The following is a 22,856-nucleotide window of genomic DNA, read 5'->3' as shown; positions in this document are numbered from 1 at the left end:
CGATCGCGACGCTTCCGCGCCCGTCGGCGTACTTCCCCCCGCCGTCCGGCGGCCCTAACCCGCAGCGGCGCGGAAATCGTAGTCGAGATTCTGCGCCTCGTGCTGCACGAAATTACCCTGGATGAAATCGACGCCGATCGTCCACAGCGTCGCCGCGCTCTGGGCGTCCTCGATGCGCGGCGCGATCACGCGGCGGCCGTGGTCGTGCGCGTCGCGTACGAGTCGGCGCAGATCGTCGCGCATGCGTGGACTACGGTCGGCGACGCAGTCCGGTGCGATCTTGATGAAGTCGATGGGCAGGTGCTGGATCGCCGCTTCGGCGGCCTCGCCCGGCGTCGCGCCGGAAAGGCAGAGCCCGACGCCGATCTGATGCACGGCTGCAGCGAAACCGAAGATCAGATCGCGATCCGCGGCTTCTTCCGGTAGCTTGAGTTCGAGCACGAGACGGTTGCCGGCGATACGGCGCGTTTCGAGTTGTTGCCGCAGCCAGCCGGCACGTGCCGGGTCGCGCGCGGCGTACATCGACTGGCTCGCGAACAGCCGCACCGGGCGTCCCTGTCGCGCACGGTCGGACAGGACCATGAGGCAGCGGCCGAGTACCCAACGGTCGATATCGTCGATGAGTCCCGCCTGTTCCGCCGCGGGCACGATGTGGCTCGCTGTCAGCACCTTGCCGTCGTCGCCATGCAGGCGCAGGAGCGCCTGGAACTGTTCGTCGGCGTCGCCTTCATCATCGCTCGACAGCGCGGCGATCGGCTGGAATACGAGGTGGAACGCATCGCTGCGCAGCGCCGCACGCAGGTTCTCGATCAGAGCCTGGTCGCCGCTGGCCTTGAGGCCGAACACGCCGACTGCGTCGCGGTCGTTGCGTCGCGTGTCGCTCATCGCGCGCTCCGCAGCCGTGAGCATGCTTCCGGCGTCGCCGAGGTTGGCCGAGAACGGGCAGATGCCTATGCGCAGCGCGACGCTGTAGTGCTGCCCATCGACATCGAAACGTTCGCGGGAGACGCGGTCGACCAGGCCGCGGCTGCCGGTTGCGAGATCGTTCGCGCCGCGTTCCGGGCTCAGCACGATGAAGCTCGTGTCGCCGAACCGCGTGACGAGTTCGCTCGCGTCGAGATGCGCCGCGAGAAACGCCCCGATCTGGCCGAGCAGCTTGTCGAAGCCGATGAGCCCGACTTGCTCGCGCAGGTTCGTCGCGTCGTCGAGGTCGACGTACAGCAGGCCGCCGCGCTCGGCGATGGCGTCCTCGGCGGCGAGCTTCGCGTTGATGCGGTCGAGCACATGCGCGCGTTCGTACATGCCGGTGACGGGATCGCGCGGATTCTGGTTCTGCGCGCGGCGCCGGATATGGCGTGCGCGCCGCAGGCGGTTCGTGACGGCAGAGATCAGGTGCTTGGGCCGGATCGGCTTGGACAGGAAATCGTCGCCGCCGGCACTGAGTGCCTCGAAGTGCTTTTCGGTGTCGCTCTCGCCCGACAGGAACACGATCGGCGTCGAGACGAACGCTTCGCGCTCGCGGATGATCGCGGTCAGCTCGGTTCCCGAGCAGCCCGGCATGTAGAGATCCATGAGGATCAGGTCGGGATTGAACGCGTCGATGTCGTTGAGCACCGCGAGCGGATCGGAGACCACCATGGTCTGCATGCCGGCCTTGCGCAGGATCGACTCGGCGAACATGGCCTGCGTGCGGTCGTCCTCGACGATCATGATGCGATACGGGTCGGTCTGATCGGTCTCGGTCAGCTCGGCGATGCGTGCCATCACGTCGCCGGTCTGCGTCGGCAGCGGGATGAACGCGTCGGCGCCGGCGCGCATCGCGCGCAGGCGGACTTCGAGATCGCCGTGCTCGGACAGCGCGAGCATCGCGACGCGATGGCTCGCGCGGCCGCGCGCCGACTTCAGGGCATCGCCGAGACGGTCGAGCTCGCCGAAGAAGTGCGCGTCGACGACGACGAGATGCGGCGGAAACGTGCCGATCATCTCGACGACTTCGTCGACGTGGTCGAGCAGCGACAGCTCGTAGCCCGACAGTTCGAGCTTCTGGTCGATCTCGCAGGCGAGCGGGCTGCCGTCGGTCAGGTGATACACCTTGCGCGCGCTCGCGGCCGGTCCCGCACGCGATGCAGGGGCCGGTTCGGCGGCTGCACGTTCGACCGGCGCGGGGGCGGGCGATACATCCGGCGCACTCGGCGCCGGAACATCGACGGCGGTCGCGCTCGACGGCGGATGCAGCGGCACGACGTTCGCCGATGGCACCACGGGCGCGGGCGTCGCGACGACCGGGGGAAAGCGCTTCCAGTATTCCGCTGGCGGCACGAGCTGCAGCGCAAAACCATTTTCGCTGCGATCGAGGTCGGCCGGCGCGACTTCGAGGCGCCCGTCGGCAGCCGGCGCGGCGACGCGCTCGCTCGCGATCTCGCGGAGTTCGTCGAACAGCTCGGCGACCGTGGCCGAGGTAGCTGCGTCGGGCAGGCTGACTTGCTCGATGCTGAGGGCGAGCGCCGACTCGATCGCGAACAGCTTCTCGGCGAGATCGAGCAGACCGTAGCGGCCGCTCGCACCGGCGAGCGTCTGCACTTCGCGGAAGATCAGACTCAGGCTGTTGATGTCCCAACCGTCCCTCGCCTGGCGCAGCCCTCGGCGGGTCAGCGTCTCCAGGCGCTTGGGCAGATGTCGCAGGAATGCCTGTCGCAGTTCCGCGCTCTGCTGGGAGTCGTCCTGCTTATGCATTCGCGAGACCCGAAATCGTCCAGTCGCCGCAATATAGCACGCGTTCCGAGAGGTCCGGACCGGCGTTTCCGGCGCGTCGCGGCAGGATACGCTGGAACATGTATACGCGCGCCGGCTTCGCGCGGTACAGGCCGTCAGCCCTTGAACGGTTGAACGACGACGAGGATCACGATGCCGATCAGCAGCAGTGCGGGCAGCTCGTTGAAGATGCGCAGCCAGCGCGGCGAACGCGTGCAGCGGTCCTCCGCGAATTCGCGCGTGAGCCTGCCGAGATAGCCGTGATAGCTGTAGAGCAGGAACACGAGCACGAGCTTCACGTGCAGCCACGGATTGGCCTTGAGGTAGCCGGGCACGTGGATCATCCACCAGGCCAGCGTCGCGGCACCGAAGATGAAGGTCAGTCCGCCGCCGATGCGCGTCATGACCAGCAACCGCCGCTCCATGACCTTCAGGCGTTCGCGCACGACGGGCTCGGTCGCTTCGGCGTGGTAGACGAACAGGCGCGGCAGGTAGAACAGCCCGGCGAACCACATGACGACCGAGACGATGTGAAAGGCCTTGAACCAGAGCATGAGCGGATGCGCTGCGGCTGCGGGGCGCGCAGTATACCGAGGCGGTCGCTCGGCTTGACCGCGCTGGGGTGGGGGGCTATAAGGCCCGGCACCCTGACGTTCCCATGCAGAGTCCGCTTTCCGCCGCAGGAGGGCGTACCGGCGCTTTCCCTATGTCACGCAGTCCCTCGCCGCGCTTCATCGTCCAGCAGCACGACCCGGCCGCGGCGCGGCGGCGTCTGCTGTTCGTCGTCGTCGCATGGCTGGCAACGCTGGCATTCGCGGCGCTGGCCGGCTGGTTCCTCGCGCGCTCGCCGGTCATCGGTCCGGATCCGGCCGAACATGTCCGGCTGCAGGACGAGAACGAAACGCTGAAGCAGCGCGTGGCCGTGCTCGAACGCGCCGACCAGGTCGACCGCGTCGCGAGTTCCGATCTGCAGCAGACGCTGCGCGAGCGCGAAGAGGAAATCGCGGGCCTGCGCACCGACCTCGGCTTCTACGCCAGACTCGTCGGCGGCGGCGCACGCCGCGAAGGTCTGGCGGTGCATTCGGTCCACGTCGAGCCGGTCAGGGATTCGAGCGCATGGAACGTCGTCGTCACGTTGACGCAGAACATGAAACGGTCGCAGTCGAGCGAAGGGCGGCTGCAGATCGCGATAGAAGGTGTTGCGAACGGCCAGCTCAAGACGCTGGCCTGGACCGACCTCGGCGCCGGCAACGCGGCCGGGCTGCCGTTTTCGTTCAAGTATTTTCAGCGCGTTCCGGGCACGGTGATGCTGCCCGAGGGCTTTACGCCGAATCGCATCAAGGTGGTTGCCGAGGCGACGGGGGGCGGTGGCCGGGTCGAACAAGGATTTGGCTGGAGCGAAGCTCAGGCAGCCGAGGAGAGCAGCAATGTTCAGCAGTAAGAAAGGCAACGGCAAGTCCACCTACAGCGCCACCACATTGATCGCCAAGGGCACGACGATTCGCGGCGACCTGACTTTCAGCGGCGCGATCTATCTCGAAGGCCGCATCGAGGGCACGCTGCGCGCCGACGGCACCGACGCGTGCCTGACGCTCAGCGATCAGGGTTCCGTCGTCGGCGAGATCCATGCGCCGCGCGTCGTGCTCAACGGCGAGGTCAAGGGCGACGTCCATGCGGCCGAGCGGCTGGAACTCGCCGAAGCCGCGCGCATCGAGGGCAACATCTACTACAAGGTGCTGGAGATGGCCGCGGGTGCCCAGATCAACGGCAAGATGGTCCATCAGAACGAAGCGCCGAAGCGGCTGCCCGCGCCGGACGCCGAAGCTGCCGCCGCCGGCGCCGAGCCGGCTTGATTCGCCGGGCACGCGCCCTGATCTAGCTCCCGCATTGTCCACCCACGAAGCCGACATGAGCGACACGCCGAGTTACCAGACCGCCCTCGACCAGCCGCTGGTCTTCAGCGACGCAGCCGCGCACAAGGTGCGCGAGTTGATTTCGGAGGAAGGCAATCCGGACCTGAAGCTGCGCGTCGCGATCAGCGGCGGCGGCTGTTCCGGGTTCCAGTATGGCTTCAGCTTCGACGAGGAACGCGCCGAGGACGACGTCGCGATCGAGAACGGCGGCGTCACGCTCGTCGTCGATCCGCTGTCGCTGCAGTACCTCATGGGTGCGGAGATCGACTACACCGAGTCGCTGACCGGCGCGCAGTTCGTCATCCGCAATCCCAATGCGAAGACGACCTGCGGCTGCGGTTCGTCATTCACCGTCTGACTGCCGCGTGACTGCGAGCCTGCGCAGCCGTGCCAACGTGTTCGCGGCGCTCGCGCTCGAACGCGCGGCCGAGCGTCGCGACGATGATGCCTGGCTGACCGCCTGCCGCGCCGGTGCCGGCGCCCGATACATCGCGTTGAATCCGGACGGCCGCGGCCTTGCGCGCGCCGACCGCGGCGGCCTTCGTCATCTCGGCGAAGCCGAGCGTCTCGCGCACTGGCCCGACGATCCGGTCGTGTTCCTCGGCGCGACCGGCGAGGCCAACTATTTCGCGATTGCCGCGGCTCAGCCGCGCGGCAACGAGGTCTCCGCCGCGCTCGACGCCCGCTGGATCGATCTGCGCGCGGCCGGCCTCGGACTGCCCGCGTTCGATGCGGGTCTGTTCGCCTACGCGCGCGCGCTGCTGTTCTGGCAGACGCGCGTGCGCTTCTGCGGCGCCTGCGGCCATTCGACGACACTGGTGTCGGCCGGTCACAAGGCGCTCTGCACCAACACCGACTGCGGCATCGAGCATTTTCCGCGTACCGATCCGGCAATCATCGTCATCGTCGGCTGGCGGGATGCCTGCCTGCTCGGGCGTCAGCCCGGCTGGCCCGAAGGGCGCTGGTCAACGCTGGCCGGCTTCGTCGAACCCGGCGAATCGCTCGAGGACGCCGTGCGGCGGGAAGTGTTCGAGGAAGCCGGCGTCGTGGTCGAGGAAAGCGACTACCACTCGTCGCAGCCCTGGCCGTTCCCGGCCTCGCTGATGCTCGGCTTCGTCGCCCGCGCGAGCGATCCGGCGATACGCGTCGGTGCGGAACTCGCCGAGGCGCGCTGGTTCGAGGTCGACGACATCGTGCGCGGGCTCGCCGACCGCACGCTGGTGCTGCCGCCGCCGCTGTCGGTGTCGCACCGTCTGATCGAGCACTGGCTGCGCGAGACCGGCGGCCTCGAACTCTCGGCGCTGATGCACGACGAGCCCTGGCTCAAACCGAAGGCCGACTGAGAGGCCACGCGTCGCACTAGCCGGCTACAATCGGGCCAACCTCCCGAACGCTTGAACCATGGCCATCCACCTGCTCGCCGTTCTCGTCGTCTTCGCCCTGGCCCAGGGGCTTCCCGACCTGTCGCGGCTGCGCGATTTCAGCCGCCTGCACGTCTGGCTCGGCGTGCTGGCCCGGGTCGGCGGCGGCGCGCGCAGCGCGATCGCCATATTTGTTCCCGTGTTGATTTGTTTACTAATCCAGAAGCTGCTCGGCGGCTGGATGTTCGGTCTGCTGTCGTTCGCATTTGCGGTCTGCGTGCTCTGGTACAGCTGGGGGCCGCGCGATCTGTCCGAAGACGTCGATGCCGTCGTCAAGGCGCCCGACAGCGAGCGTCGCGTCGTTGCCGCGCAGTGTCTTAGGCCCGACGGCGACGAGGGGCCGCTGCCGTTCGAAGCGCCCGCGCTTGTCGACGCGGCGTTCCAGTCGGCGCTCAAGCGCTGGTTCGGCGTGCTGTTCTGGTTCCTGCTGCTCGGTCCGTGCGGCGCGCTGCTGTACCGCCTGACGCAGCTGCTGGCCTGGTCGCCGGCGCTGGCCGAGCTGCAGAGCCCCGAGGGACGCCAGCTCGCGCGCAAATTCAGTCTCTGGCTCGACTGGGCGCCCGCACACCTCATGGCGCTCGCGCTCGCGGTCGCCTCCGACTTCGATGCGGTTTTCCACACCTGGAAAAGCTGGCACGACCGCATGGGCAAGGGCTATTTCAGCCTCGATCTCGGATTCCTGTCCGCGATCGCGCGGGCGAGCGTCGATGCCGACGTGATCGCCGGCGACGGCTATGCCGAAGACGTCAACGATCCGCTGATCGAACTGGCCGACGCACGGCACCTGCTCGTGCGCGTGCTCATCGTCTGGCTCGCCGTGACCGGCCTGCTCGTGATCGGCGGTCTCGCGTAAGTTCCTTTGGTTCCCCGCGGCGCATCGTGCGCCGCGGGGCACTCACGTCTCAGCGGCGCTCTTCGGTGCCGTTCGCAAAGATCAGGTCGACCTGCCTGTCGCGCCAGCGCGCGAGCAACTGGCGCAGCGCCTGCGGCGTGTTCGTTGCGGCCGGTGCGCTCGGGTTGGCCTGATTCTGCTGATTGACGCCGTGGCAGCCGTCGCAGGCGCGAATCTCGCCGGGCTGGAAGCCGATCCAGTAGCGCTCGCGCACGACCGGCGTGCCGTTCGGCGAGGTCGAGTGCCAGGCCATCGCACGCTGCGCGGGTACGAACGCTGCCACCGATCCGTCGGCCGCGATCGCCGTGCTGCCCGGCGGGCCGCCGGCATTCGCACCGTTGGCGACCACTGCGGGTTTGTCGTGCAGCGTCTGCGCGAGCACGCGGCGGCCCGCGCGCGGCGTCGCCATGCCGCCGATGCCGCGGATCTGGTCGCCCTGGAAGAACTGCATGTGCGCGATGTCGTAGAGCTGGCCGCCGCTGCCGGTCGTCTGCACGCCGCCGGGTACGCGCAGGTTGTACGGCTGCTGCTTGTCGGCGCGGTCGCGCGTCGTTGCGTTGCGCACGACGAGCAGGGCGAGTCCGTTCGCGCGCAGATAGGCTCGGAACGCGGCGACGTCGACGTTCTCCGCCGCGAACGCGGCGAGTTCGGGCGCCTTGAGCTGCAGCGTCGTGTTCGGCGGGACGGTGCGTGCGCGCACTTCGACCGGCGACAGCTCCCAGAACGGGCCGCTGTAGCTGACGCCATAGTCCGGATCCCAGAAATTCACCGCCTTGCTGATGCCTGTCGTCAGATTTTCCGCGGCGACGTACTGGCCGCCGGGACCGAGCACGAGGCGCTTGAGGCGAAACTGGTAGCGCGGCTGCGGCGCCTCGCGCGTGCCGTCGTTGCCGGCCTCGCGCCATTCCGTCGCGTGCGCGGCGATCAGCTGCCCGTCGCTGAGCGGCAGCGGATTGCGGAAGCGCCCGGTGAATTCGGGCGGCTGCGGGACGGGCGCATAGTCGGGGCTGAAGTTGATGTTGACGCGCGGATTGAGCCAGGTCGCGCGGATCAGCGCCGGATTGACCGTGGGGCCGGCATCCATGCGGATGAGCTGCCCCGAGGCATGGGTATAGAACTCCGGTGCGTCGACGCCGTAGTAGCGGCCCGGTGTCGTCGGATCCTCGCGCATCTGCAGCATGTTGAGGATGCGATTGTTGGTTTCCGGCGAAATGAATTCATCGAGCGCCGGATCCTGCAGGCTGCTGTTGAAATAGCTGTGCAGCTCGTGGCGGCCGACGTGATTCAGCGTCTCTTCCTCGGTGCCGTCCTGGTTCACCATCCACGGGAAGAAGTGGTTGATCGTGAAGCCGTTGACGCCCGAGCCCGGCACTTCGATGCGCGGCTCGGGAAACACCTCGCTGCGGTCGGGCGTCTTGACCGCGTTCGGCGCCTCGCCGGTCCAGTTGAACGTGCCGTAGTCGTTGTTCGCCGAATCGTTCTGCTGGTCGCGCTGCAGATGATCCCAGCGCGTGAACAGCAGCCGGCCGTAGCTGTCGACGAGCGGATTGAATGCGCCGGACACCGACACTTGCAGCAGATCGAGCTGGCCGGTCGCCGGCTGCAGCCGCCACAGGCCGGTCGGTGTCGGCGTGGACTCGTATTCGTCGAGCTGCGGATACAGGTGGTTGGCGCCGTTGCGCGAGCGGTCGCTGACGAAAACGATGCTGTTGTCGCTGAGATAGACCGGGCTGACGTTGTTGCGGTTCGCCGGCTGGTTCGCGACCTTGGTGATGGTCAGCGTCTGCCCCTGGCCGAAGCCGGTCGCCTCGTAGAGCTGCCAGTACGTATCGACGTACTGGTACTGCTGCGGCGGCGCGCCGATGACCATGCTGAAGATCGCCTTCGTGCCATCCCAGGACACGGCCGGATCGCGCACCGCGATCGAATTCGCTCGCTGCGCGCCGGCATTGCCGAAACCGGCTTCCTGCGTGAGGTTGCGCAAGGTGCCGCTCGGATAGCGGATGTACAGATCGCCGCCGCGGCCGGCGACGTCGATGTCGCCGAGATGGTTCGCGAACACCGCGCCGATCGTCGCGAAATCGTCGGGAACCGGATACTGCGTGACGAACAGGATGGGATTGGGCAACTGCTGCGCGCCGGCGGCGCCGGCCACGACGAGGGCGACCGCGACGGCCGCGTGACGGATCGGATACAAACGCATGATTTCCTCCCCTATGACGGCGCGGAGCCTCGCGCAAAGCGGGTACGGTCTGCTGTGACGCGTTACCGTACCGCCCCGTGCTGACGATCGCCTTTCCGCCGAATACGCGCGAACGGCCGTCCAGGGGACAACGTTCGCGGTGCCCGCAACCGAACACCGCCTCCTACCGGCCTCAGCCGTTGCCGAATACGCGGTCGAGCACGTCGGACGCGGCGTGCGGCCGGCCGAGGCGGTGCGCGCTGTCGCGCAGGCGCGCGAGCCGTGCCGGATCGCCGAGCAGCGCCCGCACCCGGTAGACCAGTGCCGTCGCGTCGACCGCCTTCAGCCCGGCGCCGTGTTCGAGCAGGTAGTCGCAGTTGCGTTCTTCCTGGCCCGGAATCGGCGCGAACACGATCATCGGCAGGCCGAGCGCCAGGCACTCGGACGTGGTCAGTCCGCCGGGCTTGCCGATCGCGAGATCGGCGCAGCCCATCAGCCGCTCGATCGTGCGTGTGAAACCCTGCGGAAACAGCCGGCCCGGATGCGACGCGGCCAGTTGCTGCAGGCGCGCCAGCATCGCTTCGTTGCGGCCGGCCAGCGCGACGAGTTGAAAATCGTGTTCGATGTTCAACAACTGCGCCGCGGCCTCGTCGAGCGCGCCGACGCCCGCTCCGCCGCCCATGAGCAGCAGCACGGGCCGTTTCGGATCAAGTCCGGCCGCCGCCGCGCAGGTCTCGCGATCGGGCACCTTGGCGAACGCCGGCATGATCGGAATGCCGCAGATGTGGATCCGTGCCGGATCGAGCCCGCGCACGCGCATGCGCGCGGCGACCTCGTCGCTCGCGGCGTAGTAGCCGGCGAGTCCGGGGACGACCCAGAGCGCATGCAGGTCGAAGTCGGTGACCTGCACGTGTACGGGGCATTGCAGCCTGCCCAGCGCCTGCTCGCGCGCGAGCAGCTCGGCCGGCAGGAAATGCGTGCAGACGATCGCGTCGGGCGCGAAGTCGACGATCGCGTGACGCAGGCTGCGCGCGTTAAGGCGCTCGATCGCGCGGCGCAGCCGGGCGAGCGCCGCGTCGGGCGGCGTCTCGTCGGTGATGCGGTAGAGCTGCGCCCAGAGCGAGGGAAATTTTTCCACAAGGCGCAGATAGAACTCCGTATACAGCGCGCGGAACGCGCGCGGCACGTAGTCCATGACATCCAGATGCTGCGCCTCGATGCCGCGAGCCTGTGCGGCCGCGCGCAGCGCGTCGGCGGCGCGGCCGTGGCCGGCTCCGGCCGACACGCTGAGCAGCAGCAGGCGAGACGGTCTTGCGGTAGTCGGATCAGGCATCCGTGCCCCGCAGGATGCGGACCTGAGCCTCGAGCGCCTCGGCGCTGGCCTCGGCGGCCGGGACCGGCGTGCCGGCGGCAAGACCGATGCGCGACCAGAAGCGGCGCGGCAGGCGCGAACGGCCCAGCGCGCTGTCGCGGCGGCTGAAGATCGATCCCCAGAGCCCGCGCAGTGCGAGCGGCACGACCGGCACCGGCCGGCGCTCGAGGATCTTCTCCACGCCGCTCTTGAACTCCGCGATCTCCCCGTCCTTGGTCAGCCCGCCCTCGGGGAAGATGCAGACGAGGTTGCCCTCGGCGAGTTCCTTGTCGACTTCCTCGAAGGCCTTCGCCAGCAGTTCCGGGTTTTCCTTGTAGCCGGCGATCGGAATCGCCTTGGCCGTGCGGAAGATGAAGCTCAGCAGCGGGATGTTGAAGATCTTGTAGTACATGACGAAGCGCACCGGCCGGCGCACGCTGCCGCCGATGATCAGCGCATCCATGAAGCTGACGTGGTTGCAGACGAGCAGGGCCGGGCCTTCGTCGGGAATGCGATCGATGCCGTCGAGCCTGATGCGGTACAGCGTGTTGACGAGGATCCAGCTCAGGAACCGCATCAGGAACTCGGGCACGAGCGTGTAGATGTAGATCGCGACGACTGCGTTCATCAGCGCGGTGGCGAGCAGCAGTTGCGGAATCGACAGGCCTGCCGCGTTGAGCAGCACGGCCGACAGGCCGGCCGCGACGACCATGAACAGCGCGTTGAGGATGTTGTTCGCGGCGATCACGCGCGAGCGGCGCGTCGGATCCGAGCGCGTCTGGATGAGCGCGAACAGCGGCACGATGAAGAAGCCCGAGAACACCGCCATCAGCAGCAGGTCGGCGAGCACGCGCCAGATCCAGGGCTGCGCGAGCAACGCCATCACGGTGAGGTCGTGCACCGTCGCGAGATCGGGCTTCGCGAAATACAGATCGACGCCGAACAGCGTCATGCCGATCGAACCGAACGGCACGAGACCGATCTCGACCTTGTGCCCCGACATCCGTTCGCAGAGCAGCGAGCCGATGCCGATGCCGAGCGAGAAAACCGTCAGCAGGAAGGTATAGACGTTCGCGTTGCCGCCGATGACGAGCTGCGCGTACGTCGGCAGCTGCGTGATGAAGACCGAACCGAAGAACCAGAACCACGAGATGCCGAGGCAGGACAGCAGCACGGCGCGATTGCCGCGGATGTAGCCGACGTTGCGCCAGGTTTCGCTGAACGGGTTCCAGTTGATCGCGAGCGTCGGATCGGGTGCGGCGACCGGCGGCATGCGCAATGAGAAGAATAGGCCGAGCAGGGCGATCGCGATGGTGGCGGCGCCGACGAGCCAGGCGCCGTGGTCGGGCACGGTGATCAGCAGCGCGCCGAGGTTCTGGCCGAGCAGGATCGCGAGAAACGTCGCCATCTCGATGAGGCCGTTGCCGCCGACGAGTTCGCGCGAGTCGAGCACCTGCGGCAGCAGGCCGTACTTGAGCGGGCCGAACAGCGTCGAGTGCAGTCCCATCATGAACAGCATGGTCATCAGCAGCGGAATGCTCTTGGCCAGGAAGCCGAACAGCGCGATGACCATGATCGCGACTTCGAGCACCTTCACGAGCTGGGCCAGCCGCGCCTTGTCATATTTGTCCGACAGCTGGCCGCTCGTGGCCGAGAACAGCAGGAACGGCGCGATGAACAGCGCGGCGGCGAGGTTGGTGTAGTTGGCGGCGCGGACCGGATCGTGCGCGGCGATCTGGTAGACCGCCATGATCACGAGCGCGTTCTTGAAGACGTTGTCGTTGAACGCGCCGAGCGCCTGGGTCCAGAAGAACGGTCCGAAACGGCGCGATTTCAGCAGGGCGAACTGATTGCTGCTCGACATGACGGGAACCTTGGAAAGTCGCGCGCAATCTAGCAGACCGGACGTTGCCGCGACCGCCGCGCATGTGCGGTCGCCGCGGCGCCTCGTAACCGGGCGTTAACAGCGGCCCGGCCCATCATCCCGTTTCGCGGGCCCGGTCCCGTAAACTTCCGCCCTTTCCCTGCAACGCCCGCCTGCCGGGCGCCGGAGTTCCATGAAACTGACCCGCCTAGCCCTGGCCGGCGCGCTCGCGCTGATTTCCTATGCAGCTACTGCCGAAAGCGTCATCCGGCCGGTGCCGATTCCCGATTTCAGCAAGATCGGCAAGGCCGAAGCCGCGGAGCTCGTCGAGATGCGCGCCGAGTTCGACCGGAGCAAGGCGACCCTGGTCGGAGAGCAGCTCGCAAAGGCCTATTCGCTGCTCGCATCGAGCTACGCCCAGGCGGGTTTCTACGCGGAGGCCGACGTGGCGCTCGCCAACGCCATCGTCGTCACGCCGGATGACGCCCGCTGGATCTATCTGCGCGGCATGCTCGCGCAAATGCGCAACCAGACTGCGCAGGCCAACGATTTCCTCGAACAGGCGCTGCGCCTCGATCGCAAGTACGTGCCGATGCGCGTCGCCGTCGCCGAGGCGCGGCTGGCCGGCGGCAACGTCGACGGCGCGCGCCAGGTCGTCGACCAGGCCGGTGCCGAGGGCAAGGACAATGCGATGCTGGCTTCGCTGCGCGCCCGCATCGCGCTGCGCCAGGGGCGTCACGCCGATGCGCTGAGCGCGCTCAACGAAGCGCTGCGCCTCGACCCGGGCGCCAACCAGCTCTATGGCGTGCAGGCCGAGATCTACACGGCGCAGGGCAACAAGACGTCCGCCGACGCGGCGCGCGCAAAAGCCGGCACGGTCGCGGTCAGGCAGCTCGATCCGCTGCTCGCCGGCTTTCTCGGCGTGAACACGATCGATCTGGCGGCGAACGCGCAACAACCCGGGACTCCCGCGGCGAACCAGGATGATCCGCTGACGCGCGCGCGCTTCCTGATCGGCGTGCAGCAGTTCGATGCGGCGCGCGCGCCGCTCGACGAGGCGCTGCGCGCCAAGCCGAACGATTCCGGGCTGCTGAGCCTGTCGGCGCGCATCGAGGCGCTGCTCGGCAACCGCACGGTCGCACTGGCGCGCGCGAACGACGCCGTGCGCCTGTCGCCGAACGATGCCGCCGCGCTCGTCACGCGCGGCGTCGTCGCCGAGACCGGCGGCGACGAAGCGGCCGCGCAGGCCGACTACGAAAAGGCGATCAGCCTCGATGCGAACCTGATCGAAGCGCGCCTGTTGCTCGGTAACCGTTTCATGCGCATCAACCGCTACGCCCAGGCGGCCGAGCAGTACCGCCAGCTGATCCGTCTCGAACCCAAGGTCGTCGAACACCACGGCCGCCTCGCCGCGGCGCAGGTCTCCGACGGTCGCTGCACCGAAGCGCTGCGCGATCTCGAAGCCTCGCTCAAGGCGAACCAGCGCCAGGGTTACGCGGCACAGGTGTTCGTGCGCGTGAGTTCCACCTGTCGCGGCACGACCGAGGCCCAGCGAAAGACGGCCGCGGACTACGCGCGCCGCCTCTATATCGAGCGGCCGATTCCGCAGGTGATCGAAGCCGTCGCGCTCGCGAACGCGGCCGAGGGCAAGTTCACGGTCGCGGCCGAGATGCAGGGATCGGCGATGTTCGCCGCCGTGCGCGACGGCGGCAACGAAGCCGCCGATCCGTTCCGCGAGTTCTTCAAGAAATTCCAGGCCAGCCAGATGCCCGACAAGCCCTGGCCGGCCGACAGCGGCCTGTTCAGGCCCGCGCGGCTGCAGCCTCAGGCGTCACGCCCCGCCCCGGCCGCACAACCCGCATCGGCCAGGCAGAACTGAAACGAAAAAGCGCGCCCCAGGGCGCGCTTTTTCGTTGCCGATTCCCGATTCCCGGAACTTTGCCCGCCACTCAACGACACGCCCCGCGCCGCAGGTGAAAATACCCGCCGATCGGTCCGTTCAACACGATCGTGTCGCCGCGGCGCGACTGGATCTCCCAGTCGCGGTCCGGACCGCCGAGCATGCCGTTCTCGATCGCGAAGCTCGCTCCTCTGCGGATGATCTTCGACTTCAGCGTGCCGCCGATCTTCATGCGGTATTCGAGCGAATCGCCGGTGATGGTCCATTGCGCCGGCGACGATTCGTCCTTCTCGCCGTCCGGATCCATCGACACGGCGTATTCGCACCAGACGCCGGTCAGCACGGCGATGTCGCCGCCCTTGCCTGCACGTTGGGCGTCGTCGCTGCCACCGGCCGCCGGCGCGGCGGAGCTTTCGTCGGAACGCGCGACGCCCTTGACCGTGATCTCGCCGCCGCTGCCGGGCGGGCAGGGCTTGTCCTTGAACTCGATCGCGCCGTTCGCGCCGGTGCACTTGTAGACGGCGGCATCGGCGGAGGCGGCCGACAGCGCGGCGGCGGCGAACAGAAGAACGAGGCGCATGAAAATGTCCGGTTGAGCGTGTCGAAGCGATCGTGAGGCGTCGGGAGCCTCGCGTCCCGGACAGTTTGTCCGGTGCGCGATTCAGCGGTTCAGTGCGCGGTGGCCGATGTCGCGACGGAAGAACATGCCGTCGAAGCGCACGGCGCGCGCGGCCGCGTAGGCGCGTTCGCGCGCCTGCGCGATATCCTGGCCGAGCGCGCAGGCAGTCAGCACACGTCCGCCGGCGCTGACCGCGCGGCCCTGCTCGTCGAGTTTCGTACCAGCCTGGAAAACCTTCGTATCGGGATCGCGCGGCGCGTCGAGTCCCTCGATCACGTCGTTGAGCCGCACGTTGCCGGGATAGCCGTGCGCCGCGAGCACGACGCCGAGCGCCGGACGCGGATCCCATTCGGCCGTCGTGCGGTCGAGACGGCCGTCGAGCGCGGCTTCGACGAGTTCGACGAGATCGGACTTCAGACGCAGCATGATCGGCTGCGTCTCGGGGTCGCCGAAGCGCACGTTGAATTCGATGACCTTCGGCGCGCCGCTCTTGTCGATCATGAGTCCGGCATAGAGAAAGCCGATGAACGGCGCACCTTCGGCGGCCATGCCGGCCAGCGTCGGCTCGATGACTTCGCGCAGGATGCGCTGTTCGACTTCGGGTGTGACGACCGGTGCCGGCGAATACGCGCCCATGCCGCCGGTGTTCGGGCCGTTGTCGCCCTCGTCGCGCCGCTTGTGATCCTGGCTCGTCGCCATCGGCAGCGCGCGTTGACCGTCGCTGATGACGATGTAGCTCGCTTCCTCGCCGTCGAGGAATTCCTCGACGACCACGCGCGAGGACGCATCGCCGAGCGAGTGCGCGCCGAGCATGTCGTGCAGCGCCTGCTCGGCGTCGGCGAGCGTCAGCGCGACGACGACGCCCTTCCCCGCGGCGAGGCCGTCGGCCTTGATCACGATCGGTGCGCCGTGCCGGCGCACGTGGGCGAGCGCGGGTGCGAGTTCGGTGAAGACCGCATAGCGCGCGGTCGGAATGTTGCGGCGCGCGAGGAAATCCTTGGCGAACGACTTCGATCCTTCGAGCTGTGCCGCAACGCGGCGCGGACCGAAGCAGCGCAGACCGGCGGCGCGGAATTTATCGACGACGCCGGCGACGAGCGGACCCTCGGGGCCGACGACGGTCAGGTCGACCTGCTCGCGCTTGGCGAGCGCGAGCAGCCCTTCGATATCGGTCATCGCGACCGGGACATTGCGGACGCCGGGTTCGCGCGCGGTGCCGGCATTGCCCGGAGCGACGAGAACTTCGACGACGCGCGGCGACTGCCTGAGCTTCCAGGCCAGCGCGTGTTCGCGCCCGCCCGAGCCGATGACGAGGACTTTCATGAGATCCCTGGATGAAGAGCCGCAAAACGGAGCGGAATTGTAGCGTGTCGCCGCCGGGTGCCCGGAAATTCCCGCTTGGAAATTCGGTTTTTCCTGCGGATTCCCGCCGCAATCGTTACGTTTTGTGGACCCGGGCCCGCGCAGGCGTTGCGGCCTTCGCCGTTCAGGATCGCGACGGCGAACGGATGCATCAATGCGCACCGCGCGATCCTGCGCCCCCCCTGAGACTCTTCACGTCGGTGAACATCCTGCGCCTTTACCTGCGCGTCATCGGATTGCTTGCGCCCGAACGCACGCTCGCCATCACCCTGACCCTGGCCAACCTTGTCCTGGCCGGCGTCTATTTCCTCGAACCCATGCTGTTTGGACAGGTCGTCGACGCACTCGCTGCGCCCGGCGCCGCTGACGCGCCGCGACTCATCGCGTACTGGGCGCTCGCCGGCTTCGGCGGCGTGGTCGCGAGTGTCTGGGTGTCGCTGCACGCGGACCGCCTCGCGCACCGGCGCCGGCTCGCGGCGATCGAGCAGTTCTTCGCCCACGGCGCGTCGCTGCCGCTGTCGTTTCACGGCGAAAACCACACTGGCCGTCTCGCGCGCGTGATGCACGGCGGCGTCGGCAACCTGTTCGGGCTGTGGCTCGGCTTTTTTCGCGAGCACCTCGCGACTCTGCTGTCGATCCTCGTGATGGTGCCGGTTGCGCTGTACATGAACTGGAAGCTCGCGCTGCTGATGGTCGCGCTGATGACGAGCTTCGCCATGTTCAATGCGATCGCGATCCGCCGCACACACAAGGCCCAGGCCGAGGTCGAAGAGCTGCACCATGAAATCTCCACGCGCGCGAGCGACGTGTTCGGCCACGTCGGCGTGGTGCAGAGCTTCACGCGGCTCGGCGAGGAAATCGCCGCGCTCAGGCAGATGATGGCGCGCGTGCTCACGGCGCAATACCCGGTGCTGCGCGGCTGGGCCGTGCTGTCGGTGCTCAACCGCGCCGCGAGCACGCTGACCATCGTCGCGATCTTCGCGCTCGGCGCGAACCTGCATGCGAAGGGCGAGGTCAGCGTCGGCAACATCGTGAGCTTCGTCGGTTTCTCGCTGATGCTGATCGGCCGCCTCGAACAGTTCGCGGGCTTCGTTTCCGGCCTGTTTTTCCAGACCCATTCGCTGCGCAACTTCTTCGAAGTGCTCGACACGCGTCCGGCGATCGCCGACGCGGCGGATGCGGTCGATCTCGGCCGCGCGCGCGGCGAGGTCGAGTTCGACGACGTCAGCTTCAGCTATGCCGCCGGTGACGGCGACACGGTGCCGGCCGTGCGTGGCCTCAGCTTCCGCGCACCGGCCGGCAGCACGATCGCGCTCGTCGGACCGACCGGTGCGGGCAAGACGACGGCGCTGAGCCTGCTGTATCGCGCCTACGATCCGCAGTCGGGCCGCATCCGCATCGACGGCCGCGATCTGCGCACGATCGGGGTCGATTCGTTGCGCCGGAACATCGGCGTCGTGTTTCAGGAGCCGGGGCTGTTCTATCGTTCGATCGGCGACAACTTGCGCATCGCGGATCCGCAGGCGACGCCGGAACAGGTCGAAGCCGCCGCGCGCGCGGCCGAGGCGCACGGCTTCATCAGCGCCAAGCCCGATGCCTACGACACGCTCGTCGCCGAGCGCGGCCGCTCGCTGTCCGGCGGCGAGCGCCAGCGGCTCGCGATCGCGCGCGCGGTGCTCAAGGACGCGCCGATCCTGATCCTCGACGAAGCGACGAGCGCGCTCGACAACGGCACGGAGGCGCGCATCCAGAAGGCGTTGAAGGAGCTGTCGCAGGGCCGCACGACGTTCGTGATCGCGCATCGGCTGTCGACCGTGCGCAATGCCGACCTGATCCTCGTCATCGACCGCGGGCGGTTGGTCGAGAGCGGGCGTTTCGACGAACTCGTCGCGCGCGGCGGCATGTTCGCGGAACTGGCCGAACAGGGCAAGTTCGCGCCCGACGCGGTCGAGGACGGCGCCGCGGGCGCGGAAATCCAGAAGGCGGCGTAGTGGAAAAGGCGGCGCGCGCCGCGCGCCGCCGCGGCGTCATTCGAGCGCCGCGAGCAGCGCGGCGCGCGGCAGCTTGCCGGTCTCGTTGCGCGGCAGCCGGTCGACCTTGCGCAGAGGGCGCGGCAGGAAGGCCGGGTCGGTCGCCGTGCGCAGCGCGTCGAGGATTTCGCCTTCGCAGAGATCCGGCGCGACGACGAGCGCGGCGAGCCGCTGGACGCCGCCGCGATCGCAGTCGCGCTGGAAGATCACGCCGTCGACGACGCCCTCGATCGCGAGCAGCCGTCGATTGAGGTCGGCGAGCGAGGCGCGCTTGCCGGCGATTTCCAGCAGATCGGAATTGCGCCCGCGCAGGCGGAAGCGGTGTCCCGGCAGCAGTTCGACGAGATCCTGCAGCGTGACCGGTGCGTCGAACCAGTCGGCCGTGACGAGCGTGCCGTCGGGCTGCGGACGCAGGCCGACCGCGGGGTAGTGCTGCCAGTCTTCCTGCTCGGCGGTGCGCCGGTGCGCGATCACGCAGGTCTCGGTCGATCCGAACACCTCGATCACGCGCGTGCGGAAGCAGGCTTCGGCCGCCGCGGCGAGTTCGCGGCACAGCGGCGCGGTTGCGCAGACGATGCCGCCGATTTCGGGCAGCGTGATTGCCGACTGCACGAGCGCGCGCAGATGCACCGGCGTCGTCACGAGCAGGCGCGGCGCCGGCAGCGCGGCGAGTGCGGCGGCGATGTCGGCGGGCATCAGCGGCTTGGCCGCATCGACGCCGACATCCGCGAGCAGCGGCAGCAGCACCGACATTTCCATGCCGTACATGTGCTGCGGCGGCACCGTCGCAACGAGACTCGGCGCCGTGCCGCCGACGAGCAGCGTCGCGTTCAGCGCGGTGCTCGCGCGAAAGCTGCGCCACGTCTTGGGATTGGGTTTGGGCGAACCGGTCGAGCCCGAGGTATAGCCGATCGCGACGACCTGGTCGCCCGGAATCAGCGGAACGGCGGCGACGTCGCCGGCAGCGAGTTCATCGAGCGCGGGCAGTTGCCAGAGTTGCGGCGGCGCGGCGTCGAGCACGCAGTCGCTGATCGCGTAGCAGCCCGGATGCGCCGCCATGACCTCGTCCACGGCCTGACGCGCGCGCGACGGCGGCAGCAGATTGGTCTGGCCGGCAACGGCGACGGCCGCGAACGCAACGAGAAAGTGGTAGCGGTCCTCGCAGAGATTGACCGCGGCATTCACGCACGGCAATCGCGCGGCGACTGCCGCGACGTGACCCAGAAATTCCGATTGGCGCACCGGGCGTCCCTGCCGCCAGGCGACGATGCGCCGTTCCGATCCGGCCATCAGCGGCAAGGCCGCCTCGCCCGATCGCGCTCCCTGTATGACTGCGGACATAGCCCCCCGGCCTCAATGTCGTACGAATTCCCCGCTGATAGCGTCGCGGATCGCGGTCGGGCGCTCAAGCCCCCCGACCGGGGCGTCGACGATCGCGTCTAGCCCGTCGCCGAATACAGTACGTAATTCGGCGGCGGTTCTTGCGGGCGGATGGCCGTGACGGTTGGCGCTGGTCGACACGACGGCGCCGCCGAATGCACGGCACAGCGCGGCGGCCGGCGCGTGCGCGGTCACGCGCAACGCGATGCCGTCATGGGCGCCGGCGATCCATGCGGGTGCGGCCGGCGAGCGCGGCAGTATCCACGTGTTCGGCCCGGGCCAGCTCGCCCGCACGCGCGCGAGCGCGTCGGCCGGGACGCGATCGAGCGCGATGTAGCGTTCGACCTGATCGAAGTCGGCGGCGATCAGCAGCACGCCCTGCTGCAGCGGGCGCTGCTTGAGTGCAAACAGACGCGTCAGCGCGGCTTCGGCGAGCGGGTCGCAGCCCAGTCCGTAGACGGCTTCGGTCGGATAGGCGACGACGCCGCCCCGGCGGAGCGCGGCGGCGGCGGCTTCAAGTTCGGCGGCGAGCATGCGACCGTGCTCAGGACGCGGGCTTTTTCGTCGCCGCCTTTTTCGTCGCGGTCTTCTTGGCGGTGGCCTTCTTGGCCGGAGCCTTTTTCGCGGCGGTCTTCGTTGCGGCGGGCTTCTTCTTCGCCGCGGACCTGGCTTCGGTCGTCTTCGCGGCCGACTTCGCCGCGGCCTTCGGTTCGGTCTTGCCCTTGCCCTTGCCGAAGCGGCCGCCGCGCGCCGGCTTGTCGGGCGCCGCCGCGAGCAGTTCGACGCACTCGGCTTCGGTCAGCGATTCGGGTTCGCGGTCCTTGGGAATGCGGCCGTTCTTCGCGCCGTCGGTGATGTACGGGCCGTAGCGGCCGCGCAGTACCTGGATCGCGCCGTCGCGGAAGCTCTTGATGACGCGGTTCGCCGCGGCCTCGGCCTTGTCGTGCAGCAGCTGCAGGGCGCGCGGGAGTTCAACCGTATACGGATCGTCCTCGGCCTTGAGCGAGGCGTAGACCGAGCCGTGCTTGACGAACGGACCGAAGCGGCCGACGCCGACGGTGATCTCGGTGCCGTCCGGATGCTGGCCGAGATTGCGCGGCAGCTTGAACAGCTCCAGCGCCTCGGGCAGCGTGATCGTGTGGATGCTCTGGTTCGCGCGCAGGCTCGCGAAGCGCGGCTTGTCCTCGTCTTCCTTCGTGCCGATCTGCGCGAACGGGCCGAAGCGGCCCAGGCGCACCGACACGGGCTTGCCGCTGGCCGGATCGTCGCCGAGCACGCGCGCGCCGGTGGCTTCGGAGCGGTCGACGGTTTCGTTCTTTTCCTCGACGAGTTCCTTGAACGGCGACCAGAAGCGCTGCATCAGCGGCACCCAGTCCTCCTCGCCGCGGCTGACCGCATCGAGTTCGTCCTCGAGCTTCGCGGTGAAGTCGTAGTCGACGTAGCGCGTGAAGTGCCCGCTCAGGAATTTGCTGACCGCGCGGCCGACGTCGGTCGGACGGAAGCGGCGCGATTCGAGCGTCACGTATTCGCGCGACAGCAGGGTCTGGATGATGCTGGCGTAGGTCGACGGACGGCCGATGCCGAATTCCTCGAGCGCCTTGACGAGGCTCGCTTCGGAAAAGCGCGGCGGCGGCTCGGTGAAGTGCTGCTCGGCCAGGATCGCCGACAGCGGCACCACGTCGCCGGTCTTCATGAGCGGCAGCTTGCGGCCCTCGTCGTCGTCCTCGGCGGCCTTCTGGTCCTTGCCTTCCTCGTAGACGGCGAGGAAGCCCGGATCGACGACGGTCGTGCCGCTCGCGCGGAACGCCGAATCCTTGCCGCAGGCCAGGTCGACCGAAACCGTGTTCAGCGTCGCGTGCTGCATCTGGCAGGCGACGGTGCGCTTCCAGATCAGCTCGTAGAGCTTGCGCTGCTCGTCGCTGAGCGCGCTCGCGACGCTGGCCGGGCGGCGCATCGCCGACGTCGGCCGGATCGCTTCGTGGGCTTCCTGCGCGTTCTTGGACTTGGTCTTGTAGACGTTCGGCGCTTCGGGCAGCGCCTTCGCGCCGTAGTCGCGCCGGATCACGTCGCGCAGCTCGCCGATGGCGTCGTCGGACAGGCTCGTCGAGTCGGTACGCATGTAGGTGATCAGACCGACCACGCCCTCGTCGCCGATCGCGATGCCTTCATAGAGCTGCTGCGCGAGGCGCATCGTGCGGCTTGTCGTGAAGCCGAGCTTGCGCGCGGCTTCCTGCTGCAGAGTCGAGGTCGTGAACGGCGCGGCCGGGCGGCGCTTGCGTTCGCGCGACTGCACGTCGGCGACGACGAGCTGGCCACCGTGCCAGACCGGCGCGTCGGTATCGAACGGCGTGTCGTTGCCGGCGATGCGCGTCGCCCCGGCCGCGGCGTACAGCGTGTCGCGTGCGGCGTAGGCCGAGCCGGCTTCGGTCAGGTCGAACTGTTCGAACTTCTTGCCCGCAAGCCGCAGCAGGCGGGCGCGGAACGGCGTCGTCGCGTGCGCGAGTTCGGCGTCCATGCTCCAGTATTCGCGCGCCTTGAAGGCTTCGATCTCTTCCTCGCGCTCCACGATCATGCGCAGGGCAGGCGACTGCACGCGGCCTGCGGACAGGCCGCGCTGTACCTTGCGCCACAGCACCGGCGAGAGGTTGAAGCCGACCAGGTAGTCCAGCGCGCGGCGCGCCTGCTGGGCGTCGACCAGGTCGCCGGCGATCTGCCGCGGCTGGGCCATGGCTTCCTTGATGGCGCGCGGGGTGATTTCGGTGAACACCACCCGGTGCAGCGGCTTGTCCTTCAGCAGGCCGCGTTCCTTCAGGATCTCGGCGATGTGCCAGCTGATGGCCTCGCCCTCGCGGTCCGGGTCGGTCGCCAGGAAGATGTCGTCGGCGCCCTTGGCGGCCTTGGCGATGGCATCGACGTGCTTTTCGTTCTTCTCGATCAGGTCGTAGCGCATCGCGAACCCGTTGTCGGGGTCGACCGCTCCTTCCTTCGGCACCAGGTCCCGGACGTGGCCGTAGGACGCCAGGACGGTGAAGTCCTTGCCGAGGTATTTATTGATCGTCTTGGCCTTGGCGGGCGACTCGACGATGAGCAGGTGCTTGGGCATGTCAGGGGTTCAGGGGAGTTCGGGTGGGCCGTCCGGGGCCGGCTAGGGTGGCCCAGATGCGGGCGCCAGAGAAGCGGACGCCCGGGGC

General features: G+C 68.3%; 17 protein-coding genes. 7 read left to right on the top strand and 10 right to left on the bottom strand.

Annotated features, from left to right (window positions below; translation table 11 throughout):
- Nucleotides 1–54: 54 nt before the first annotated feature.
- Together VLF18_RS17190 and hemJ are read right to left on the bottom strand one after the other, a co-directional pair.
- On the bottom strand, nt 55–2,733 hold the full coding sequence (locus VLF18_RS17190; protein ID WP_325280855.1) for an EAL domain-containing protein: 2,679 nt from the start codon (nt 2,731–2,733) through the stop codon (nt 55–57).
- A gap of 134 nt (nt 2,734–2,867) precedes the next feature.
- Nucleotides 2,868–3,305: a protoporphyrinogen oxidase HemJ gene (gene hemJ / locus VLF18_RS17185; RefSeq protein WP_325280854.1), complete on the bottom strand. Its 438-nt coding sequence runs from the start codon at nt 3,303–3,305 to the stop codon at nt 2,868–2,870.
- Nucleotides 3,306–3,457: 152 nt separating this feature from the next.
- On the opposite strand from hemJ, the gene VLF18_RS17180 reads away from it, so the two are divergent.
- From VLF18_RS17180 to VLF18_RS17160, 5 genes are read left to right on the top strand one after another with little or no spacing between them, the layout of a single operon-like run.
- Nucleotides 3,458–4,192: a DUF6776 family protein gene (locus VLF18_RS17180; protein ID WP_325280853.1), complete on the top strand. Its 735-nt coding sequence runs from the start codon at nt 3,458–3,460 to the stop codon at nt 4,190–4,192.
- On the top strand, nt 4,179–4,604 hold the full coding sequence (locus VLF18_RS17175; protein ID WP_325280852.1) for a polymer-forming cytoskeletal protein: 426 nt from the start codon (nt 4,179–4,181) through the stop codon (nt 4,602–4,604). The genes VLF18_RS17180 and VLF18_RS17175 overlap by 14 nt, the downstream gene beginning before the upstream one ends.
- A gap of 55 nt (nt 4,605–4,659) precedes the next feature.
- On the top strand, nt 4,660–5,022 hold the full coding sequence (gene erpA / locus VLF18_RS17170; RefSeq protein ID WP_325280851.1) for an iron-sulfur cluster insertion protein ErpA: 363 nt from the start codon (nt 4,660–4,662) through the stop codon (nt 5,020–5,022).
- A 7-nt stretch (nt 5,023–5,029) separates the two neighbouring features.
- Entirely contained in the window at nt 5,030–6,007 is a 978-nt protein-coding gene (gene nudC / locus VLF18_RS17165; RefSeq protein WP_325280850.1) for an NAD(+) diphosphatase, read from the top strand.
- Nucleotides 6,008–6,065: 58 nt separating this feature from the next.
- Nucleotides 6,066–6,938, top strand: a complete 873-nt coding sequence (locus tag VLF18_RS17160) for a beta-lactamase induction protein (protein WP_325280849.1) — start codon at nt 6,066–6,068, stop codon at nt 6,936–6,938.
- 49 nt (nt 6,939–6,987) lie between these two features.
- Here VLF18_RS17160 and VLF18_RS17155 read toward each other — a convergent pair whose 3' ends face one another.
- The 3 genes from VLF18_RS17155 to VLF18_RS17145 form a co-directional block, all read right to left on the bottom strand.
- Nucleotides 6,988–9,180, bottom strand: coding sequence for a hypothetical protein (locus tag VLF18_RS17155; protein WP_325280848.1), 2,193 nt, complete (start codon nt 9,178–9,180; stop codon nt 6,988–6,990).
- 172 nt (nt 9,181–9,352) lie between these two features.
- On the bottom strand, nt 9,353–10,492 hold the full coding sequence (locus VLF18_RS17150) for an MGDG synthase family glycosyltransferase (RefSeq protein WP_325280847.1): 1,140 nt from the start codon (nt 10,490–10,492) through the stop codon (nt 9,353–9,355).
- Nucleotides 10,485–12,374 (bottom strand): MFS transporter, encoded by a 1,890-nt coding sequence (locus VLF18_RS17145; RefSeq protein WP_325280846.1) that lies wholly within the window; start codon nt 12,372–12,374, stop codon nt 10,485–10,487. Before VLF18_RS17145 ends, VLF18_RS17150 begins: the two co-directional genes overlap by 8 nt.
- A 193-nt stretch (nt 12,375–12,567) precedes the next feature.
- Here VLF18_RS17145 and VLF18_RS17140 point away from each other — a divergent pair, with 193 nt between their 5' ends.
- A complete protein-coding gene (locus VLF18_RS17140) occupies nt 12,568–14,253 on the top strand; it encodes a tetratricopeptide repeat protein (RefSeq protein ID WP_325280845.1) in 1,686 nt (561 codons plus the stop codon).
- 70 nt (nt 14,254–14,323) lie between these two features.
- Here the strand turns inward: VLF18_RS17140 and VLF18_RS17135 are convergent, their stop codons facing one another.
- Nucleotides 14,324–14,854 carry a DUF4124 domain-containing protein gene (locus tag VLF18_RS17135; protein WP_325280844.1) on the bottom strand — a complete coding sequence of 177 codons (531 nt, stop codon included), beginning with the start codon at nt 14,852–14,854 and terminating at the stop codon, nt 14,324–14,326.
- Nucleotides 14,855–14,935: 81 nt separating this feature from the next.
- Nucleotides 14,936–16,216: a phosphoribosylamine--glycine ligase gene (purD, locus tag VLF18_RS17130; protein ID WP_325280843.1), complete on the bottom strand. Its 1,281-nt coding sequence runs from the start codon at nt 16,214–16,216 to the stop codon at nt 14,936–14,938.
- Between the two features lie 239 nt (nt 16,217–16,455).
- Between purD and VLF18_RS17125 the strand changes: the two genes are divergently transcribed.
- Nucleotides 16,456–18,246: a glucan ABC transporter ATP-binding protein/ permease gene (locus VLF18_RS17125; RefSeq protein ID WP_325280842.1), complete on the top strand. Its 1,791-nt coding sequence runs from the start codon at nt 16,456–16,458 to the stop codon at nt 18,244–18,246.
- Nucleotides 18,247–18,282: 36 nt separating this feature from the next.
- On the opposite strand, the gene VLF18_RS17120 is transcribed toward VLF18_RS17125, so the two are convergent.
- From VLF18_RS17120 to VLF18_RS17110, 3 genes are read right to left on the bottom strand one after another with little or no spacing between them, the layout of a single operon-like run.
- Nucleotides 18,283–19,626 (bottom strand): AMP-binding protein, encoded by a 1,344-nt coding sequence (locus VLF18_RS17120; protein WP_325280841.1) that lies wholly within the window; start codon nt 19,624–19,626, stop codon nt 18,283–18,285.
- Between the two features lie 12 nt (nt 19,627–19,638).
- Nucleotides 19,639–20,199 carry an L-threonylcarbamoyladenylate synthase gene (locus tag VLF18_RS17115; RefSeq protein WP_325280840.1) on the bottom strand — a complete coding sequence of 187 codons (561 nt, stop codon included), beginning with the start codon at nt 20,197–20,199 and terminating at the stop codon, nt 19,639–19,641.
- Between the two features lie 10 nt (nt 20,200–20,209).
- Nucleotides 20,210–22,768, bottom strand: a complete 2,559-nt coding sequence (locus VLF18_RS17110) for a DNA topoisomerase I (protein WP_325280839.1) — start codon at nt 22,766–22,768, stop codon at nt 20,210–20,212.
- Between the last annotated feature and the right edge of the window lie 88 nt (nt 22,769–22,856).

Origin of the sequence: Tahibacter sp. (assembly GCF_035481375.1) — a bacterium.
In the GTDB taxonomy this organism is placed as follows: domain Bacteria; phylum Pseudomonadota; class Gammaproteobacteria; order Xanthomonadales; family Rhodanobacteraceae; genus Tahibacter.
Note: the sequence above shows the minus strand (reverse complement) of the source record. Positions and strands in the feature narration are given on the sequence as shown.

Excerpts from the sequence above, each read along its gene's own strand:
- VLF18_RS17190 (WP_325280855.1), bottom strand. The coding sequence starts at position 2,733 with ATGCATAAGCAGGACGACTCCCAGCAGAGCGCGGAACTGCGACAGGCA.
- hemJ (WP_325280854.1), bottom strand. The coding sequence starts at position 3,305 with ATGCTCTGGTTCAAGGCCTTTCACATCGTCTCGGTCGTCATGTGGTTC.
- VLF18_RS17180 (WP_325280853.1), top strand. The coding sequence starts at position 3,458 with ATGTCACGCAGTCCCTCGCCGCGCTTCATCGTCCAGCAGCACGACCCG.
- VLF18_RS17175 (WP_325280852.1), top strand. The coding sequence starts at position 4,179 with ATGTTCAGCAGTAAGAAAGGCAACGGCAAGTCCACCTACAGCGCCACC.
- erpA (WP_325280851.1), top strand. The coding sequence starts at position 4,660 with ATGAGCGACACGCCGAGTTACCAGACCGCCCTCGACCAGCCGCTGGTC.
- VLF18_RS17160 (WP_325280849.1), top strand. The coding sequence starts at position 6,066 with ATGGCCATCCACCTGCTCGCCGTTCTCGTCGTCTTCGCCCTGGCCCAG.
- VLF18_RS17155 (WP_325280848.1), bottom strand. The coding sequence starts at position 9,180 with ATGCGTTTGTATCCGATCCGTCACGCGGCCGTCGCGGTCGCCCTCGTC.
- VLF18_RS17150 (WP_325280847.1), bottom strand. The coding sequence starts at position 10,492 with ATGCCTGATCCGACTACCGCAAGACCGTCTCGCCTGCTGCTGCTCAGC.
- VLF18_RS17145 (WP_325280846.1), bottom strand. The coding sequence starts at position 12,374 with ATGTCGAGCAGCAATCAGTTCGCCCTGCTGAAATCGCGCCGTTTCGGA.
- VLF18_RS17140 (WP_325280845.1), top strand. The coding sequence starts at position 12,568 with ATGAAACTGACCCGCCTAGCCCTGGCCGGCGCGCTCGCGCTGATTTCC.
- VLF18_RS17135 (WP_325280844.1), bottom strand. The coding sequence starts at position 14,854 with ATGCGCCTCGTTCTTCTGTTCGCCGCCGCCGCGCTGTCGGCCGCCTCC.
- purD (WP_325280843.1), bottom strand. The coding sequence starts at position 16,216 with ATGAAAGTCCTCGTCATCGGCTCGGGCGGGCGCGAACACGCGCTGGCC.
- VLF18_RS17120 (WP_325280841.1), bottom strand. The coding sequence starts at position 19,626 with ATGTCCGCAGTCATACAGGGAGCGCGATCGGGCGAGGCGGCCTTGCCG.
- VLF18_RS17115 (WP_325280840.1), bottom strand. The coding sequence starts at position 20,199 with ATGCTCGCCGCCGAACTTGAAGCCGCCGCCGCCGCGCTCCGCCGGGGC.
- VLF18_RS17110 (WP_325280839.1), bottom strand. The coding sequence starts at position 22,768 with ATGCCCAAGCACCTGCTCATCGTCGAGTCGCCCGCCAAGGCCAAGACG.